At 60.2% G+C, this 18,967-nt stretch carries 13 protein-coding genes and 1 pseudogene; 8 read left to right on the forward strand and 6 right to left on the reverse strand.

Annotation, left to right across the window (positions count from 1 at the left end):
- Window position 1 precedes the first annotated feature (1 nt).
- Window positions 2–1,057, forward strand: coding sequence for an SPFH domain-containing protein (locus tag QE408_RS20200; RefSeq protein WP_306934222.1), 1,056 nt, complete (start codon window positions 2–4; stop codon window positions 1,055–1,057).
- A 1-nt stretch (window position 1,058) separates the two neighbouring features.
- Window positions 1,059–1,517, forward strand: coding sequence for an NfeD family protein (locus QE408_RS20205; RefSeq protein WP_306934223.1), 459 nt, complete (start codon window positions 1,059–1,061; stop codon window positions 1,515–1,517).
- A gap of 188 nt (window positions 1,518–1,705) precedes the next feature.
- On the opposite strand, the gene QE408_RS20210 is transcribed toward QE408_RS20205, so the two are convergent.
- A complete protein-coding gene (locus tag QE408_RS20210) occupies window positions 1,706–2,308 on the reverse strand; it encodes a TetR/AcrR family transcriptional regulator (protein ID WP_306934225.1) in 603 nt (200 codons plus the stop codon).
- A 62-nt stretch (window positions 2,309–2,370) separates the two neighbouring features.
- On the opposite strand from QE408_RS20210, the gene QE408_RS20215 reads away from it, so the two are divergent.
- Window positions 2,371–3,342, forward strand: coding sequence for a DMT family transporter (locus tag QE408_RS20215; RefSeq protein WP_306934226.1), 972 nt, complete (start codon window positions 2,371–2,373; stop codon window positions 3,340–3,342).
- Here the strand turns inward: QE408_RS20215 and QE408_RS20220 are convergent.
- Entirely contained in the window at window positions 3,339–4,334 is a 996-nt protein-coding gene (locus QE408_RS20220) for a KpsF/GutQ family sugar-phosphate isomerase (RefSeq protein WP_306934227.1), read from the reverse strand. The two genes, QE408_RS20215 and QE408_RS20220, sit on opposite strands and share 4 nt — an antisense overlap.
- Before the next feature lie 153 nt (window positions 4,335–4,487).
- On the opposite strand from QE408_RS20220, the gene QE408_RS20225 reads away from it, so the two are divergent.
- On the forward strand, window positions 4,488–6,044 hold the full coding sequence (locus tag QE408_RS20225) for a surface lipoprotein assembly modifier (RefSeq protein ID WP_306934230.1): 1,557 nt from the start codon (window positions 4,488–4,490) through the stop codon (window positions 6,042–6,044).
- Between the two features lie 388 nt (window positions 6,045–6,432).
- On the opposite strand, the gene galU is transcribed toward QE408_RS20225, so the two are convergent.
- Window positions 6,433–7,323: a UTP--glucose-1-phosphate uridylyltransferase GalU gene (galU, locus tag QE408_RS20230; protein ID WP_306934231.1), complete on the reverse strand. Its 891-nt coding sequence runs from the start codon at window positions 7,321–7,323 to the stop codon at window positions 6,433–6,435.
- A gap of 200 nt (window positions 7,324–7,523) precedes the next feature.
- On the opposite strand from galU, the gene QE408_RS20235 reads away from it, so the two are divergent.
- From QE408_RS20235 to QE408_RS20245, 3 genes are all read left to right on the forward strand, one after another.
- A complete protein-coding gene (locus QE408_RS20235; protein WP_306934900.1) occupies window positions 7,524–8,747 on the forward strand; it encodes a lytic murein transglycosylase in 1,224 nt (407 codons plus the stop codon).
- Between the two features lie 77 nt (window positions 8,748–8,824).
- Window positions 8,825–10,063 (forward strand): SGNH/GDSL hydrolase family protein, encoded by a 1,239-nt coding sequence (locus tag QE408_RS20240; protein WP_306934233.1) that lies wholly within the window; start codon window positions 8,825–8,827, stop codon window positions 10,061–10,063.
- A gap of 153 nt (window positions 10,064–10,216) precedes the next feature.
- Entirely contained in the window at window positions 10,217–10,408 is a 192-nt protein-coding gene (locus QE408_RS20245) for a hypothetical protein (protein WP_306934235.1), read from the forward strand.
- Between the two features lie 79 nt (window positions 10,409–10,487).
- Here QE408_RS20245 and QE408_RS20250 read toward each other — a convergent pair whose 3' ends face one another.
- On the reverse strand, window positions 10,488–11,159 hold the full coding sequence (locus tag QE408_RS20250; protein ID WP_306934237.1) for a DJ-1/PfpI family protein: 672 nt from the start codon (window positions 11,157–11,159) through the stop codon (window positions 10,488–10,490).
- A gap of 51 nt (window positions 11,160–11,210) precedes the next feature.
- Here QE408_RS20250 and QE408_RS20255 point away from each other — a divergent pair.
- Window positions 11,211–12,204, forward strand: a pseudogene (locus tag QE408_RS20255) (GlxA family transcriptional regulator).
- A 57-nt stretch (window positions 12,205–12,261) separates the two neighbouring features.
- Here the strand turns inward: QE408_RS20255 and QE408_RS20260 are convergent.
- Window positions 12,262–13,719 (reverse strand): glutamate synthase subunit beta, encoded by a 1,458-nt coding sequence (locus QE408_RS20260; protein ID WP_306934239.1) that lies wholly within the window; start codon window positions 13,717–13,719, stop codon window positions 12,262–12,264.
- Window positions 13,720–13,902: 183 nt separating this feature from the next.
- Window positions 13,903–18,642 carry a glutamate synthase large subunit gene (gene gltB, locus QE408_RS20265; RefSeq protein ID WP_306934240.1) on the reverse strand — a complete coding sequence of 1,580 codons (4,740 nt, stop codon included), beginning with the start codon at window positions 18,640–18,642 and terminating at the stop codon, window positions 13,903–13,905.
- Window positions 18,643–18,967: the final 325 nt, after the last annotated feature.

The raw sequence follows: 18,967 nt of genomic DNA on the forward strand, positions 1-18,967 counted from the left end.
AATGGATTTGAGCGGTTTCGATATTTTTGTCATAGCGGCAGTCATTCTTGTCATCCTGACGCTGGTTGCCGGTATCAAAACCGTGCCGCAGGGCTACCGCTATACGGTCGAGCGCTTCGGGCGCTACACCCGCACGCTGGAGCCCGGCCTCAACATCATCACCCCCTTCATCGAGCGCATCGGCGCGCGCATGAATGTGATGGAGCAGGTGCTCGACATCCCCACGCAGGAAGTCATCACCAAGGACAATGCCAGCGTCTCAGCCGATGCGGTGGCCTTCTACCAGGTGCTGAATGCCGCCCAGGCGGCCTACCAGATCGCCAATCTGGAATTCGCCATCCAGAACCTGACCATGACCAACATCCGTTCCGTCATGGGCTCGATGGATCTCGACGAGCTTCTTTCCAACCGTGATGCGATCAATGATCGCCTGCTGCGCGTCGTCGACGAGGCCGTCGGCCCTTGGGGCATCAAGGTGACGCGCATCGAAATCAAGGATATCGCGCCGCCCAAGGATCTCGTCGCCTCCATGGCCCGCCAGATGAAGGCCGAGCGCGAGAAGCGCGCTCAGGTTCTGGAAGCCGAAGGTTCGCGTAACGCACAGATCCTGCGTGCCGAGGGCGCCAAGCAATCCGCCATTTTGGAAGCCGAGGGCCAGCGCGAAGCGGCCTTCCGCGATGCCGAGGCCCGCGAGCGTCTGGCAGAGGCCGAAGCCAATGCAACCCGCATGGTCTCCGAAGCGATTGCCGCTGGCGACATCCACGCCATCAACTACTTCATCGCCCAGAAATACACCGAGGCGCTGGCCGATATCGGCAAGGCGACCAATTCCAAGATCGTGCTGATGCCGATGGAAGCGTCCTCGCTGATCGGATCGCTCGGCGGCATTGGCGCCATTGCCCGCGAGGTCTTCGGCAAGGACAGTGACGGCACCACGCCGCCTTCCGCGCCACGCAGCACGGCAAGCCGTTCCTCCGTTCCGCCATCCAGCCGCCCAAGCGGCCAGGCGATCAACGTCACCGTGCCCAACCCATTCGCTGCCCCGACGGATAAGTGACATGATCCAGACACTCGTCGCCGATCTCGGTCCCTGGAGCTGGTGGCTGCTGGCCGCCATCCTGCTGGTGGCGGAACTGGCGGCCCCCGGCGTCTTCCTGATCTGGATCGGTGCGGCGGCCCTTGTGGTCGGCGCGCTGTCTCTGGCGCTTTGGGACGCGAGCGTCTGGGGATGGCAGATCCAGCTTCTGCTCTTTGCAGCACTCTCCGTCGTCTTCGCCATTGCCGGTCGCCGCTACTATGACCGCAAGCATGCGACAACCGACGAGCCCTTCCTCAATCAACGCGAAGCGAGCCTTGTCGGCCGCACGGCGACCCTTCAGGAACCGATCACCGAAGGCCGCGGTCGCATTCGCCTGGATGACACATGGTGGCCGGTGCAAGGCGCCGACCAGCCGGCGGGCACGCGGGTACGGATCGCCTCGGCTCATGGCCGCACATTGACTGTCGAGAAGGCTTAAGCGCCGGAAACGCTCAAAGAAGTTGAGCCATCAAGACGATGAACCAGATCGATGACGGTCGGTCCGTCGCCCTTGGGCGGGTCTAAAGCATCGGCCCGAAAATCGGACTCGATTTTCGCAAAGCACGATGCGGAGATTGGAAAGCCTAAAGCTTTGTGCGTCCAATAGAACGCGCGGCGCTTTAGGCTTCAGACCTGCTCACCGCCGCTACGCCCCAATTTCGCAAGCGCAAATTTTCGAAAACGAGTAAAGGCTTCCAGATCGTCGTTCAGCTTGACGCGGATGATCGCACCTTCATAAGCGTCGATCAGTTCCACCGCCGCCATTTGCGGATCGACGCCCGCCCTCAACTCTCCGGCCTTCTCCGCCTCCTGAAGGAGACGCACGACGCCGCTTTCCCAGGCACGGTAAGCCTCAGCGAGCTTCGCCCGCAGCATGGCGCTTCGGCCTGAAATGGTCTGTCCCAACGTGCCAAGCAGACAACCGCCTGCTGGATGCTCTTCTCGGAGCTTCTCTTCCAGCACCTCGAGATAGGCATCGAGCCGCTCCAGCGGGCTTCGCCTCGCATCGGCAAAAATGTCGTTGCGGCGCCCATCCCAAATCTCGGCGTAATACTCGATGATTGCGCCGACGAAATCGTCCTTGCTTTTGAAGAAGTGATAGAAGGAGCCCTTGGGCACATCCACACTGGCAAGGATCGGCCCGATACCCACCCCCTCATAGCCATGCGCAATAAGGCCTTTCAGCCCTTCGCAAATAAGCTTGTGTCGTGTCGCATTTTCTCGTGCCATTACTAGACGACCGGTCTACTATATGATTCACACTGAGGCATTAAGGGGTTTGTAGCCAGCCAATGTCAAATGAAACCATCATACCCATCACCTCCTGCGAAGGTCCTGCCGCGCCTCCATGTCTGAGTCTGGTGGAAGAAAGATCCGCGATACCAGCGGTGACCAGCCGCGAGAAAACAGCACTGGGCATCATTCTGGTTTGCGGCTGCTACATGATGTACTCCCTGCATTATGCCACCATGAAGTGGATGGGAGACCTGTTCGGCATATGGCAACTCATCTTCATCCGCAGCGTCGTGACGGTGTTTGTGACCGTCGTGATAAAGCCAGCCGCGTGCCGTGAGGTCATCAACAGCCCCTATAAGTGGGCGACAGCGTTAAGGGCGCTGTTCCAAGTCGCCTGCACTTTCTGTTTCTTTGCGGCAGCCAAGCTTATGCCGCTTGGCCAGGTCACGACGATTTACGCCGCAGCACCACTCATCATCGTCGTCCTCTCCATACCGATCCTCGGCGAAAAGGTGGGAAGGGCAAGCTGGGCAGCGGTTGTCATAGGCATGGTCGGCACGGTGATAGCCGCCAATCCGGCTGGCTCCCTCAACCTCGCTCCGACCCTGCTTGCCTTTGCTTCGGGTATTTTCTGGGCCCTTGCGGTTGTCTACACCCGCAAGGCCGTGACAAGAGAAAGCACGCAGGCGCAGTTGCTGACGACAGGTTGCGTCTTTTGTCTGGTCAGCGGCCTGCTGATGGACTGGACCATGCCGGCAAGCTGGTTCGAGATCGGCATGTTCGCGATCCTCGGGATCGAGATATTGCTGGCGCAGATGCTGTTCTTCGAAGGCTATCGTTTTGCGCCGGCGTCCGTGTTGGCACCCTTGGAATATCAAAGCCTCGTTTGGGTCAGCATTCTCGGATTCATGATGTTTGGGGATGTGCCCACCCTCCACACCATGATAGGCGCGACGCTGATCGTCGCGGCGGGTCTTCTGCTCACTCTGTATGGCAACAGACGCAAGTCCGCGATAATGTGTAATTAAGCGACGCCGATGCGAAGCAGATCGTGGAAGTGAACGAGGCCGATCGGCCGCTTCTCTCCATCGATGACGATCAGCGCGCCGATATGGTGCTTTTCCAGCGTCGCCAAAGCCGCTGTCGCCAAGACCTCTTTCGTCACGGTCTTCGGCGTGCGCGTCATGATGTCGTCTACCGTGAGTTCGGCGAGATTGCGCGTGAGATTGCGCGCCATGTCGCCTTCCGTCACGATGCCGCAGAGGCGTCCGTCCTCATCGAGCACAGCAACGCAGCCGAAAAGCTTCTGCGCCAGCACCCGTATGGCATCCGCCACCGGCGTGCCCTGCGCCACAAGGGGCAAACGCTCGCCGGTGTGCATGATATCGCCGACGAGGGTCAGGCTGGCACCGAGTTTTCCACCCGGATGGAACACACGGAAATCCCCTGCGGTAAACTTGCGGGCTTCTAGCAGGGCAATTGCCAGCGCATCGCCAACGGCAAGCTGCATCAAGGTGGACGTGGTGGGGGCCAGCCGGTGCGGGCAGGCTTCTTCCTCATCCGGAATCAGAAGGACGATATCGGACGCCTTGGCCAGGGATCCGGCCTTGGCACACGTCAACGCGATCAACGGAATGGCAAAGCGGCGGGTGTAATTGATAATGCTGCGAAGCTCGGCACTCTCGCCACCCTTCGAAATTGCCAGTACCACATCATTGCCGCCGATCATGCCCAGATCGCCGTGATTAGCCTCCGCCGCATGCACGAAGAAGGCGGGCGTGCCGGTGGAAGCAAAGGTGGCCGCAAGCTTGGCACCGATATGGCCGCTCTTGCCAACACCCGTGATGATCAGCCGCCCGGTGATGTTGCCGATCACATCGACGGCTTTGGCAAAGGCGTCGCCAAGCTCACCGGCAAGCGCAGTCTCCAGCGCCGCCAGCCCGTTCCGCTCGATCGAAACGGTTCTGAGCGCAGACTCGATGGCGTTGTTTTCGGTCAGGGCAGCAGATCTCGTGGTCATGGCGGGACTGTTACTCTTTTCGAGTTTGCCTGTCCATTGCCGAAATCCGCTCGGGCCTCTGCCGGGGAGCCGAAAGAGACCGCGTAATCAACCAGATATTAACCATGCGATTTTACCTTTGGGTAACCAAGATACCGAACCCGGGTGAAACGCATGACCTGTCACAGCACCGCGCCGCGTCTGAAGACGTTGCGCAGAGCAGCCGTCGCTCTGCCGGCAGGCCTGTCGCTGTGCGTGTCCCTCTCCCTCGCCTTGCCCCTGCCCGCGCAAGCGCAGACGCTCGGACAGAATAGAGGTCAGAACACAGGACAGAATACGGATCGGAACACGGCGGTGCAGCCTGCCGGGCTGCAAAGCGCCGATCCTTATGCCAATGATCCGGCCTCCGGCCAGGACCCGACGCCTGCCGTCACCGTCGTTCCCACGCCGCGACCGACCTCCGGCACCACGACCACGAACAGCCCGCGCACAAGCACCGATCCCGGCAGCGCTGTGGCTGAGCCCATCGACGAAGCAATCGAACCGGTGGACCGGCGGGAAAACACCTACGAGACGACGCTCGACGGCGACGAAAAGGCCGCCATCGATGATGGCACGGCGCCCGGCATCCGCATCGGCACGCTGACGCTTCGCCCCTCCATCAGCCAGACGATCAACCACGAGACTAAGAAGTTCGCGACAGGATCGACCAACCGCAACTATCTCGCAACCGGCATTCGCGGCACCTTGACGAGCGACTGGTCGCGCCACGCGCTGACAGTCACCGGCGAAGGGATCTATGAGCGCAATATCAGCGGTGGCAGTGCAGGAGAAAATCCGAGCGCCAATGTGCAGGCCGAATTGAGGCTCGATCTGGCCGACCAGACCACCGCCAGGCTGAAGGCCGGCTACACCTTCAGCCGCGAGGACACCACCGATCCCAACGCCATCACCGGTGCTGCGGTGCAGGGCGGCGAGCACCTCTTCACAACAGGCGCGTCTGTCGAGCACAATATCGCGCTTGTCAAAACGCTCGCCGCACTTGATCTGTCGCGGACCATCTATACCGATGCCAAGGGGGTGAACGGCCAGCCCATCAGCCTGTCCGATCGCGACCGTTCAGGTGCTGCCATCCGCGGCCGCGTCGGCTATGAAGTATCGCCCGCCCTCATTCCCTTCCTGGAAGCGACCGGCGCGCTGAGTTCCTATGATCAGAAAACGGACAGAACCGGCTACCAGCGCTCCTCCACCTCCTATGGCGCGAAGGTCGGAACGCAGATTGATCTTGGCGAGAAGTGGCGTGGCGAAGTGGCCGTCGGCCTGCTGCGGCGCGACTATGACGATAGCCGCCTGGCATCCATCAATGCGCTGACTACCGATGGCACCCTCACCTGGTCGCCGATGCGCGGAACGGACGTCAATTTCGGCCTGAAAACGGACATTGAGGACTTCGCCGGCGGCCCGGAGGGCGGCTGGGTCACCCGCCAGTTGACCGTCGGCCTGATCCAGCAATTGCGCTACGACCTCGTAGCGAGGCTGACCACCGGCCTGGAACGCCGCAACTTCCAGACCTCCAGCATCAGGGACGAGACAAAATATACGCTTGGCGCCGGTCTGACCTGGAACATCAATCGCTACCTCGATTTCACCACCGACGTCAGCTACGAAACCACGCCCGTGACCCACAATAACAATTGGCGCATCGGTGCTGGCCTAACGCTCAAGCGATAGGACGTTGAACCTGTGGCCCTGTGTCATCCTTGGGCTTGCCCCATTGCAGTGCGGCTTAATGGGAGATAGCTCGTCTGGTGACGCTTTCTCATCCACCCTATTCCTGTGCTTGTCACAGGAATCTAGCCGACGCGCGTCTGAGCGGCGAGAAAAGTCCTTCAGACCAAAGACTTGGTCTGACTGAGTGGGTCGAGGCCGAGGTTTCCTGTCTCAAGCTTTCAACCCTAGTGTATGGTGGGATCGGGTCCGACCATGGCAACGGACAAGTGTGGGCCGTTGCCACAAAAACAAATCCCGGCACGAGGCCGGGATTGAAGTTTCATAACCGACACATCACTCCACCCCTCCACACCAGGTCCGGCGTGGCAGGGCGAGAGCGATCCGGTCGTCAGCCCATCTTGGCGATGATGTCCTTCAGCGGACCTTCGATCAGCGGACGGATGTCCTCGCGCTGCAGGGCGAAAGCGAGGTTGGCAAGAATGAAGCCATCCTTGGCACCGGTGTCGTAGGTCTCGCCGCGGAACGGATAGGCGGTGAAGTCCTGCTGCTTGAGAAGCTTAAGCATGCTGTCCGTCAGCTGGATTTCGTTGCCGGCACCACGCTCCTGCGTTTCCAGCAGCTGGAAGATTTCCGGCTGAAGAATGTAGCGACCGTTGATGAAGTAGTTCGACGGCTGCGTGCCCTTGGCAGGCTTTTCCACCATGTCCGTGATGCGGAAACCATTGCCGATCTCTTCGCCAGGCGCGACGATGCCATAACGATGGGCGAGTTCCGGTGCGCATTCTTCGACAGCCAGAACGTTGCCGCCGCTCTGATCGTAGAGCTCGACCATGCCCTTGAGGCAGGACTTGTTATCGCCCGTCATGATCATGTCTGGCAGCAGAACCGCAAAAGGCTCGTCGCCGACAATGTCACGGGCGCACCAAACCGCATGGCCAAGACCGAGCGGAACCTGCTGGCGGGTGAAGCTGGCGGTGCCAGCCTTGGGCAGAATGTTGGACAGCAGCGTGAGTTCGGCGTTCTTGTTGCGCTCGCGCAGCATCTGCTCCAGTTCGAACTGGATATCGAAATAGTCTTCGATGACGCCCTTGCCGCGTCCTGTCACGAATACGAAATGCTCGATACCGGCCTCAGCCGCTTCGTCCACCACATATTGGATGACCGGCTTGTCAACAACGGTGAGCATTTCCTTCGGAACAGCTTTGGTTGCCGGCAGGAAACGTGTGCCAAGACCAGCTACGGGAAAAACTGCTTTCCGAATTTTCTTTTTTTCTACCACACATCCCTCCTCAGAGACTTCAACGGTTTTTAAGTAACGCACACGAACTTGTTATGACAAAAGTGGCAAGTTTTTGCAAAGGGTGACGTTACCTATCGTTAATGGTAAAGAATTTGTTGACTTTAATTTGGTACCCCATCGTGAAGCCCGATGCGTATCTCGCTATCGAACTGACATTCGAGAGAAACGAAAGACTGACGATGAAAAAGATGATCCTTTCCGGCGTCCGTAAATTTGGCTGCGTGGCACTCGCAGGCCTGACCATTGCTCTGACGCCCGTCACTGCCAATGCAGATGCAGGTTTCAAGCAATGGATCAACCAGTTCTATGCCACAGCCGCCAAGGAAGGCATTTCGCGCGCGACCTATCAAAAGGCCTTCGCAGGCGTCACTGAGCCAGACCCAGACGCACTGCGCAAGGCAACCTTCCAGCCAGAATTCACCACCCAGATCTGGGATTATCTCGACAGCCGCGTGAACCCCTATACAGTTCGGATCGGCCGCGAGATGAAGATGAAGCACGCCACAACGCTCAACTGGATCGAGCGCAATTTTGGCGTCGACAAGCATGTCATCCTCGCCATCTGGTCGATGGAATCCAATTATGGCGCGGTGCTGGAAAAGCCCGAACGCCTGCACAATATTCCCCAGGCACTGGCAACGCTTGCCTATTCCGATCCCAAGCGCGCCAAGTTCGCGCGCACGCAGCTGATTGCCGCGCTCAAGATCCTGCAGTCTGGTGACGTGACGCCGAAGCAGCTGACCGGATCCTGGGCGGGCGCCATGGGCCACACCCAGTTCATCCCAACGAGCTACCTGCTTTATGCGGTCGATGCCGATGGCAACGGCAAGCGCGACATCTGGCATTCCGTGCCGGACGCGCTGGCAACGGCCGCCAACCTTCTGGCCAAGAACGGCTGGGAGCCTGGCCGCACCTGGGGCTACGAGACGGCCGTGCCCGCGGGCGGCGCGCGCTATGCGGACCAGACGAAGAGCCTGGCCGAGTGGCAGAAGCTCGGCTTCTTCCGCCCGAATGGCAAAGGCTTCCCGCGCGGTTCGGATCGCGCGACGCTGAAGCTCGAAGGCGGTTCGAATGGTCCAGGCTTCCTGATGACCAAGAACTTCTTCACCATCAAGCGCTACAACGCCTCGGACAGCTATGCGCTGGCCGTCGGCCTTCTGGCAGACGAGATTGCCGGTTACGGCGGCATGCAGCAGAAGTGGCCGCGCCCGAATGGCACGCTCGACATCAAGGAGAAGTTCGAGCTTCAGACGCGCATGAAGGAACTCGGCTATTATGACGGTGAGATCGACGGCAATTTCGGCTCCGGCTCGAAAGCAGCGATCAGCGCCATCCAAAAGCGCATGGGCCTGCAAAATGATGGCGAGCCATCGCAGACCCTGCTGAGAGCGCTTCGTAACTGATGGGCAACGGATATAGGTCCTGACGGGCCGCGAATATTAGCATATAGTCAATGGGACCGTCTCGGGAACATCACGCCATGACCACCAGAGAAGCAGGACCCTTTGCTAGGATCATGAAGCGCGGCAGCGTCGCGCTTCTTGTCGTCACACTCAGCCTGCCGTCCTGGACGGTGCCTGCCATCGCGCAGGAATATCGCGAACGCCGCACGCTGATGGAAATGCTTTTCGGCGGCCCCAACCAATATAATGATCGTCTCTATGCGCCCGAACGCCGCGAGCAGCGCAGGCAGGCAGCGCCGCAGCGGCAGAATCCGACTCGCTCCGTCACACGCCCTTCGGCGCCTCGCAGCACACCATCGGTCGTGCAGATGCGCACCGCAAAGCCGGCACCGGTTGAGAAGCAGGAGAATGCCCGCCGCGTTCTCGTCGTTGGAGATTTTCTCGCAGGTGCCATGGGCGAAGCACTGGTCTCCACTTTCGAGAGTTCCGCAGGCATTGCCATCGATGTGCGCGCCAATGGCTCCTCCGGCCTCGTGCGCTCGGATTATTACGACTGGTTCGCCAACCTTCCGCAATTCATCAAGGACACCAAGCCCGCCACCATCGTCATCATGATGGGTTCCAACGACCGGCAGACGATGGACATTGGCGGCACGAAGGAGAAATACGGTACCGAGATCTGGTTCAAGGAATATGAGCGGCGCATCGACGCGCTGATCATGCTTGCCAAACGCCAACAGGTGCCGGTGCTCTGGGTCGGCCTGCCCGCCTTCCAGTCGCCATCGCTGACGGCCGATTTCGTCGGCTTCAACAGGCTTTACCGCAGCCACATCGAAAAGCTCGGTGGCGAGTTCGTCGATGTTTGGGATGGCTTCGTCGATGAGGGCGGCAAATATGTGACCACCGGCTATGACGTGAACGGACAGCAGGCGCGTCTGCGCGAAGCGGATGGCATCGGCATGACCCAGGCCGGCAAGCAGAAGCTCGCCTTCTATGTGGAGAAATTCGTCCGCCGCCATCTGGATGGTGCCGAGCCTGGCCTCGGAACCCTGGATGGAAGCAATCTGCCCTCCCTCACCTCGCTGCCCGCTCTCGGCATCGATGCGCAGCAGGTCCGCACCCAGCCGATCAGCCTGACCGATCCGGATCTTGACGGCGGCGACACGCTGTTGGGCGGCAAGCAGGCGCCTGCCAAGTTCTCTGTCGTCGAAACGCCGCGCGAAAGACTGACGAAGCGGGGGCTGATGGAAGACGCCCCCTTTGGCCGAGTGGACGACTATCGCATGCCGCCGGCAGGCGAAACGGCTGCGAATTGAACGCGTTGAGCGAAAAAAGGTAGCCAGCTACCCGGACGACGATGTTTTTGATCACGAAATATTAAAACCGGAACGATCCTCCCTGGGCTCGTGTTAACGCCCGGCAAGGCATGAGGCCTTGCTTAAAAAGATGGATATGAGGAGTATACCGTCATGGCCAACCAAGGTGGCACGCACGAACAGCACGTTAAAGCCGGCAAGCAGTCGCACAAGAACAGCGACGACAAGTCAACCCGCAGCGCATCTTCCAAGTCCTCCACGGACAGCAAGAGCAGCGGCAAGCAGGGTGGCTCGTCCGAGCAGCACATGAAGGCCGGCCAGCAGAGCCACAAGAACAAGCACTGATTTCTACCCACGTGGGAAAACGGCCCTCGCGCAGATGCACGGGGGCCGTTTTTTGTGGAAATGCGCTGGTGAGCCACCGCTATCGAGCGATCTGGCCGACCAACTGTTCTCGCTCCTGGCGCGAGCGCGCGATCCGACCTTTCGCCTTTTGCAGAACATCGGCAGGCGCTTCCTGCGGGGTACCCGAACGGAACGGCGGTGCCGGTGCATATTCCAGCGACAGTTGCACGATCTTCGCTTCCTCCTCGCCCATCAATTCTGAGAGAAGCGAAAGACCGAAATCGATACCGGAGGTCACGCCGCCGGCAGTGATCAGATTGCCATCCTTGACCACACGCTCATAAACCGGCGTCGCGCCAAAATGCGGCAGAAAATCCATGGCGTTCCAATGCGTCGCCGCCCGCTTGCCCCTCAGCAAACCAGCTGCCCCAAGCACCAGCGAGCCAGTGCAGACCGAGGTTATGAAGCGCGCTTTTTCCGCTTGGTTACGGATGAAGGCGAGAACCTCCTCGTCGCGAAGCAGCGCGTTGACACCCGCGCCGCCTGGAATGCACAGCACGTCGAATTGCGGGCTCTCTTCGAAATCGACATCCGGCGTGAAGTTGATCCCGGTCACGGAGCGAACCGGGTTCTTGTCCTTCCACACCAGATGCACAGCACTGTCTTTCGCCGATGCGAAGACCTCGTAAGGGCCGGTCAGATCAAGCTGCTGAAGATTGGGGAAGACGAGAAAGCCGAAGCGGTAGGTCATGTGAACTCTTCTGTTGACGCTCTCATCATAGGCGCGCATGGTTTGGCACAAATGCCAATCATCCCACACTTCAGGCCAAAATGACCCGCCCTATCGAGATCCTCGCTTTCCCCGATATCCAGCTGCTCGACGTGGCAGGTCCCTTGCAGGTCTTTGCCTCGACCAATGACTTTTGCGTCCAGTCCGGAAAGCCGGCCCCTTACAGGCCTCTCGTCATGGGCGCGCAGAACCCGATCGTCACATCCTCAGCGCTGCCGATCGGCACATCGCCTTTGTCCAAGGTCAGCGAAGCGGTTGATACGCTGATCGTTCCGGGCGGCTGGGGTGTCTATCGAGCCTGTGAGGATCGCGCGCTTCTTGGCTGGATTGCTGAACGCTCCAAAGTGGCGCGACGAACGGCGGCGGTCTGCAGCGGCGCTTTTCTGCTGGCCAGCACCGGCCTGCTGGATGGCAGGCGCGGGCAGTCACCCACTGGCAGCGATGCGCCGAGTTCCGAAAGCGCTTTCCCAAAGTGCGGCTCGAGCCGGACCCGATCTTCATTCAGGATGGCAGCATCTGGACATCGGCAGGTGTTACTGCTGGCATCGACCTGGCGCTCGCGCTCGTTGAAAACGACCTCGGCCGCGATGTCGCACTTGCCGTCGCCCGCCAGCTCGTCGTCTTCCTCAAGCGCCCCGGCGGCCAGTCGCAATTCAGCGCCGCCCTGACGCTTCAGGATGAAGGTGGCCGTTTCGACGGCCTGCATGCCTGGATGATGGAAAACATCACGCAGGATCTGTCCCTGAATGATCTCGCCGACAAGGCTGGCATGAGCCTGCGCAGCTTTTCACGCCACTACCGCGAACAGACCGGCGTGACACCCACAAAGGCGCTGGAGGAAATGCGCCTCGAAACCGCAAGACGTCTTCTGGAACAGGCCCAGCCGGTCTCCCGGGCCGCCCGGCGCGCCGGCTTCGGCAGCGAGGAGACGCTACGCCGCCTCTTCCAACGCCGCTTCGGGGTGAGCCCACAAGCCTATCGCGAACGCTTCATGGCGGTGGAGTAAAACAAAACGCCCGGAACAATGTCCGGGCGTGTCTTCATGAAACAGAGGATCAGCCACTTAGCGCGGCAGAACCGAGCTTCCCATCAGCGCTTCGTCGATGGCGCGGGCGGCCTGACGGCCCTCGCGGATCGCCCAGACGACCAGCGACTGGCCACGGCGTACGTCGCCCGCGGCCCACAGCTTGTCGATCGAGGTCTTGTAGTCGCGATCGTTGGCAACGACGTTGGTCGAGCCACGACGGTCGGTATTGAGCGTGAGCTTGCCGTCCAGTTCCTTCAAAACGCTGTCGGTGAAGGGGCCGGAGAAGCCGATGGCGATGAAGGCGAGATCGGCCTTGATGATGAATTCCGTGCCGGCAATCGGCTTGCGGCGCTCATCCACCTGGCAGCACTTCACGCCGGTCAGCACGCCATCCTCGTCACCGACGAATTCGAGCGTTGCTACCTGGAACTCACGCACCGCACCCTCGGCCTGAGACGACGAGGTACGCATCTTGGTTGCCCAATAGGGCCAGACGGCAAGCTTGTCTTCCTTTTCCGGCGGCATCGGGCGGATGTCGAGCTGGGTCACCTTGACCGCACCCTGACGGAACGCCGTGCCGACGCAGTCGGACGCCGTATCGCCACCGCCGACGACGACGACATGCTTGCCGCCAGCAAGGATCGGATCGGCAGGCCAGCCGACGCTGTCGATGTTTTCGCGGCCAACGCGACGGTTCTGCTGCACCAGATAAGGCATGGCATCATGGACGCCGTGGAATTCCGTGCCGCCGATACCGGCCGGACGCGGGGTTTCCGAACCGCCGCAATACAGAACCGCATCATGCTCGGCCATCAGCTGTTCGACCGTCATATCGACACCGACATTGACGCCGTAATGGAAGGTGACGCCTTCGCCCTTGATCTGCTCGACGCGGCGATCGATGAAGTTCTTCTCCATCTTGAAGTCGGGAATGCCATAGCGCAGCAGGCCACCGGCCTTTGTCTCGCGCTCATAGACATGCACCTCATGACCGGCGCGGCCAAGCTGCTGGGCAGCTGCAAGTCCCGACGGGCCGGAACCGATGATCGCGACCTTCTTGCCGGTGTGGACCGTGGCAGGCTTCGGCACGATGAAGCCAAGCTCGTAGGCCTTGTCGGCGATCGCCTGTTCCACCGTCTTGATCGCAACCGGCGTATCTTCCAGGTTCAGCGTGCAGGCTTCCTCGCACGGTGCGGGACAGACACGGCCGGTAAACTCCGGGAAGTTGTTGGTGGAATGGAGGTTGCGGATCGCCTCTTCCCAGTTGTTGTTATAGATCAGATCGTTCCAGTCGGGGATCTGGTTGTGCACCGGGCAGCCGGTCGGGCCGTGGCAATAGGGAATGCCACAGTCCATGCAGCGCGCCGCCTGCTTTTGCACCTCGGCATCCGACATGGGAATGGTGAATTCCCGGAAATGGCGAATACGATCCGACGCCGGCTGATACTTGCCAACCTGACGATCGATTTCCAGAAAACCTGTAACCTTGCCCATGTTACTTTCCTCACATCAAAGCAGGGTCCCGCTCGGACCCCAGTACCGGTCAGCGATGCCCAAGATCGCCCCCAGCACGATAAACTCAAAACTGATTTCGCCGCTGGCTGCCCATGTCGCCGCAGGTGCGGCGAGTGAGATAAGCAGCGAAATCAGTCGATGAACCGTTGCCACGCGGCGGATTTACTCCGCCGCAACACCCATTTTCAGCCGTTCCATTTCCTCCAGCGCACGGCGGTACTCGACCGGCATGACCTTGCGGAACTTCGGACGGAACTCGCTCCAGCGATCAAGGATGTCCTTGGCGCGGGTGGAGTTGGTGTAGTGGAAGTGGTTGGAGATCATCTGGTAGAGGCGCTCCTCGTCGTGACGCGTCATGTCCTCGGAAACGTCGACGCGTCCCTTGTGCATGAGGTCGCCGCCGTGATGGTGCAGCTTTTCCAGCATGTCGTCTTCTTCCGGAACCGGCTCCAGCTCGACCATCGCCATGTTGCAGCGCTTGGCGAAGTCGCCGGTCTCGTCCAGAACATAGGCCACGCCACCGGACATGCCGGCTGCGAAGTTGCGGCCGGTTTCACCCAGAACCACGACGATGCCGCCCGTCATATATTCGCAGCCATGGTCGCCCACGCCTTCGACAACGGCAATCGCACCGGAGTTGCGCACGGCAAACCGCTCGCCGGCCACGCCACGGAAGTAGCACTCGCCGGTGATCGCGCCGTAAAGCACTGTGTTGCCGACGATGATCGAGTTTTCCGCAACGATGCGGGCGTTTTCCGGCGGACGCACGATGATGCGACCACCAGACAGACCCTTGCCGACATAGTCGTTGCCATCACCCACCAGATCGAAGGTGATGCCGCGTGCCAGGAACGCACCGAAGGACTGACCCGCAGTGCCGCGCAGCGTCACGTGGATCGTGTCGTCCTTCAGGCCCTTATGGCCCCAACGCTTGGCAAGCGCGCCAGACAGCATCGCACCGGCCGAACGGTCGACGTTCTTGATCGGCACTTCGAAGACCACCGGCTCGCGGTTTTCCAGCGACGGCATGGACTTCTCGATCAGCTTGCGGTCGAGAATGTCGTCGATCGGGTGCTTCTGGCGCTCGGTCCAGTAGGTCGCTTCCTTCGGCGCTTCCACCTTGTGGAAGATGCGGCTGAAATCGAGCCCGCGTGCCTTCCAGTGCGCCAGCATCTCATCCTTCTCGAGAAGCTCCGAAGCGCCGATGATCTCGTCCAGCCTGGAAACACCAAGTGAAGCGAGGATTTCGCGCACTTCTTCGGCAACGAAGAAGAAGTAGTTGATGACGTGCTCCGGCGTGCCCTTGAAGCGCTTGCGCAGAACCGGGTCCTGCGTGGCAACGCCCACGGGGCAGGTGTTCAGGTGGCACTTGCGCATCATGATGCAACCCGCCGCAATCAGCGGCGCGGTGGCGAAGCCGAACTCGTCGGCACCCAGAAGCGCACCGATGATGACGTCGCGACCGGTCTTCAGACCGCCATCCACCTGCAGCGCGATGCGCGAACGAAGCCCGTTCAGCACCAGCGTCTGCTGGGTTTCGGCAAGACCGATTTCCCATGGACTACCGGCATGCTTCAGCGAGGTGAGCGGCGAGGCACCCGTGCCGCCATCGAAGCCCGACACGGTGATATGGTCGGCGCGCGCCTTGGCAACACCGGCAGCAACCGTGCCGACACCCACTTCGGAAACGAGCTTGACCGAAACATCGGCTTCCGGGTTGACGTTCTTCAGGTCGTAGATCAGCTGCGCCAGATCTTCGATCGAGTAGATGTCATGGTGCGGCGGCGGCGAAATCAGGCCGACACCCGGCGTGGAGTGGCGGGTCTTGGCAACCGTCGCATCCACCTTGTGGCCGGGCAGCTGACCGCCTTCGCCGGGCTTGGCACCCTGCGCGACCTTGATCTGCAGCATGTCGGCATTGACGAGATATTCCGTCGTCACGCCGAAGCGGCCGGAGGCGATCTGCTTGATGGCGGAGCGTTCCGGGTTCGGCTGGCCGTTGAGAAGCGGCATGTAACGATCCGCCTCTTCGCCGCCTTCGCCCGTGTTGGACTTGCCGCCGATGCGGTTCATCGCGATTGCAAGCGTGGTGTGCGCCTCACGGCTGATCGAACCGAAGGACATGGCACCGGTCGAGAAGCGCTTGACGATCTCGACTGCCGGCTCGACCTCATCGACGGAGATCGGCTTGCGACCGATCTGCTCGGCGCTCTTCAGCTTGAACAAGCCACGAATGGTGTTCATGCGCAGGTTGCTGTCATTCACCATCTCGGCGAATTCGCGGTAACGCTCCTGGCTGTTGCCGCGCACGGCATGCTGCAGGGTCGCGACCGAATCCGGGCTCCAGGCGTGGCTTTCGCCGCGCATGCGATAGGCATATTCGCCGCCGATATCGAGCGTGTTGGCAAGGATCGGGTCCTTGCCGAAAGCGGCCGTGTGGCGTGCAACGGTTTCTTCGGCAATTTCCTTCAGGCCGACACCTTCGATAGTGGTGGCGGTGCCAAAGAAATATTGCTCGACGAAGTCCGACGACAGGCCGATGGCGTCGAAGATCTGCGCGCCGCAATAGGACTGGTAGGTGGAGATGCCCATCTTGGACATGACCTTGAGAATGCCCTTACCCACCGCCTTGATGTAGCGATAGACCACTTCATCGTCGGAGACTTCCTTCGGAAACGCGCCATGCTTGTGCATGTCGAGCAGCGTGTCGAAAGCCAGATAGGGGTTGATCGCTTCCGCACCATAACCGGCCAGCAGGCAGAAATGGTGGATTTCGCGCGGCTCGCCGGTTTCCACGACGAGACCGACCGAGGTGCGCAGACCCTTGCGGATCAGGTGGTGGTGAACGGCAGCCGTTGCCAGCAGAGCCGGGATCGCGATGCGGTCCGGACCGACCTGACGGTCGGAAAGCACGATGATGTTGTAACCGCCGCGCACGGCCGATTCCGCCCGCTCGCACAGACGGTCGAGCATTTCCGGCATGCCTTCGGCGCCGCGCTCCACATCATAGGTGAAGTCAAGCGTCTTGGTGTCGAAACGATCTTCCGTATGGCCGATGGAACGGATCTTTTCGAGATCGCCATTGGTCAGGATCGGCTGACGCACTTCCAGACGCTTGGCACGCGCCGCACCCTGATGGTCCAGAATGTTCGGACGCGGGCCGATGAAGGAGACGAGGCTCATCACCAGCTCTTCGCGGATCGGATCGATCGGCGGGTTGGTGACCTGCGCGAAGTTCTGCTTGAAATAGGTGTAAAGCAGCTTGGACTTTTCCGACATCGCCGAAATCGGCGTATCGGTGCCCATGGAGCCGACGGCTTCCTGGCCGGTGGTCGCCATCGGAGACATCAAAAGCTTGGTGTCTTCGCTGGTGTAGCCGAAGGCCTGCTGACGATCGAGCAGCGACACGTCGCGACGCAGCGCGCGCGGCTCCACAGGCTTCAGGTCCTCCAGAATCAGCTGGGTACGGTCGAGCCAGGTGCGATAAGGATGCTTGGCGGCAAGCTCGTGCTTGACGTCTTCATCCGAAATGATCTCGCCCTTTTCCATGTCGATCAGCAGCATCTTGCCGGGCTGCAAACGCCACTTCTTGATGATACGCTCTTCCGGCACCGGCAGCGTGCCGGCTTCGGATGCCATGATGATGCGGTCGTCATCAGTGACGAGGTAGCGGGCTGGACGCAGACCGTTACGGTCGAGCGTGGCACCAATCTGCTTGCCATCGGTAAAGGCAACGGCTGCCGGGCCATCCCATGGCTCCATCAGGGCCGCGTGATACTCGTAGAACGCCTTGCGTTCGGCCGTCATGGACTGGTTGCCAGCCCATGCTTCCGGGATCAGCATCATGACGGCATGCGCCATGGAGTAGCCACCACGCACCAGGAATTCCAGCGCGTTGTCGAAGCAGGCGGTGTCAGACTGACCCTCATAGGAGATCGGCCAGAGCTTGGAGATATCGTCACCGAAAAGCTCGGACGAGACCGAGGCCTGACGCGCCGCCATCCAGTTAACGTTGCCGCGCAGCGTGTTGATTTCGCCGTTATGGGCGACCATGCGATACGGATGCGCCAGCTTCCAGGACGGGAAGGTGTTTGTGGAGAAGCGCTGGTGGACGAGCGCCACGGCACTTTCGAAGCGTGGATCGGACAGGTCCTTGTAATATTCACCGACCTGATAGGCCAGGAACATGCCCTTATAGACGATGGTCGAGGAGGAGAGCGACACGGGATAGAAATCCTGCGCTTCCTTGCCGCCGCCGGCATCATAGATGCGGTTGGACAGGACCTTGCGGATCAAAAACAGACGGCGTTCGAATTCGGCATTGGTCGCAGCTTCACGACCCGCGCCGATGAAGACCTGCACATGGTGCGGCTCGGTGGCGGCAATATCCGGCGCCTTGGAGAGCGAAGCATTGTCGACGGGCACATCGCGGAAGCCAAGGAACTGCTGGCCCTCTTCGCCGATCACATCGACGATGACCTTCTTATAGTGCTCGATCCGCTCTGCATCGCGCGGGAAGAAGATGTGGCCGACAGCATATTCGCCAGCCTTCGGCAGCGTCACACCCTGCTTTGCCATTTCCTCGCGGAAGAAGCGGTCAGGGATCTGCACGAGAATGCCTGCACCATCGCCCATCAGCGGATCCGCGCCAACGGCGCCGCGATGCGTCAGGTTTTCGAGGATGAAGAGACCGTCCTTGACGATCTGGTGCGACTTCTGACCCTTCATATGCGCGACGAAGCCGACGCCGCAGGCATCGTGCTCATTGCGCGGATCGTACAGACCCTGCTTGGCCGGAAGACCGCCAATCGTGGCGCGAGGCGCGATCGCCTTCGGCGCATCGCTCGGACAGTCATTCGTTAGAAGCGCCTGGGCGTTTTCGCCTTCCAGCCGTATGGTCATTTTCATCCCTCCTGCAATCGTGTTGCATGGTGTCACGCAGAGAGGCGGAGGCCGATCCGGCCCCAATCTGGAAAGCCAAACCCGTCTCCGCATTTCAATTTAGGACAGCAATGCTGTCTTAATTCTGTCTGAACAATGACAGAAACACCCACCTTCCGCAAGGGGATGCCGTTAATTTATAGAGAACCATTGTGACGTGAAATTTCAACAGAAGATAGAAACGCGTAATTTTCTTCTCTGCCGGCGTCGAAATAATTGCTTTCATTACCGGATTTGCCTTGGCTGAAATATGCTCGTAAAACCACGGAGCTAGTCTTGCCAACCG

The sequence above is a fragment of the Agrobacterium larrymoorei genome, assembly GCF_030819275.1.
Taxonomy (GTDB): Bacteria; Pseudomonadota; Alphaproteobacteria; order Rhizobiales; family Rhizobiaceae; genus Agrobacterium; species Agrobacterium larrymoorei_B.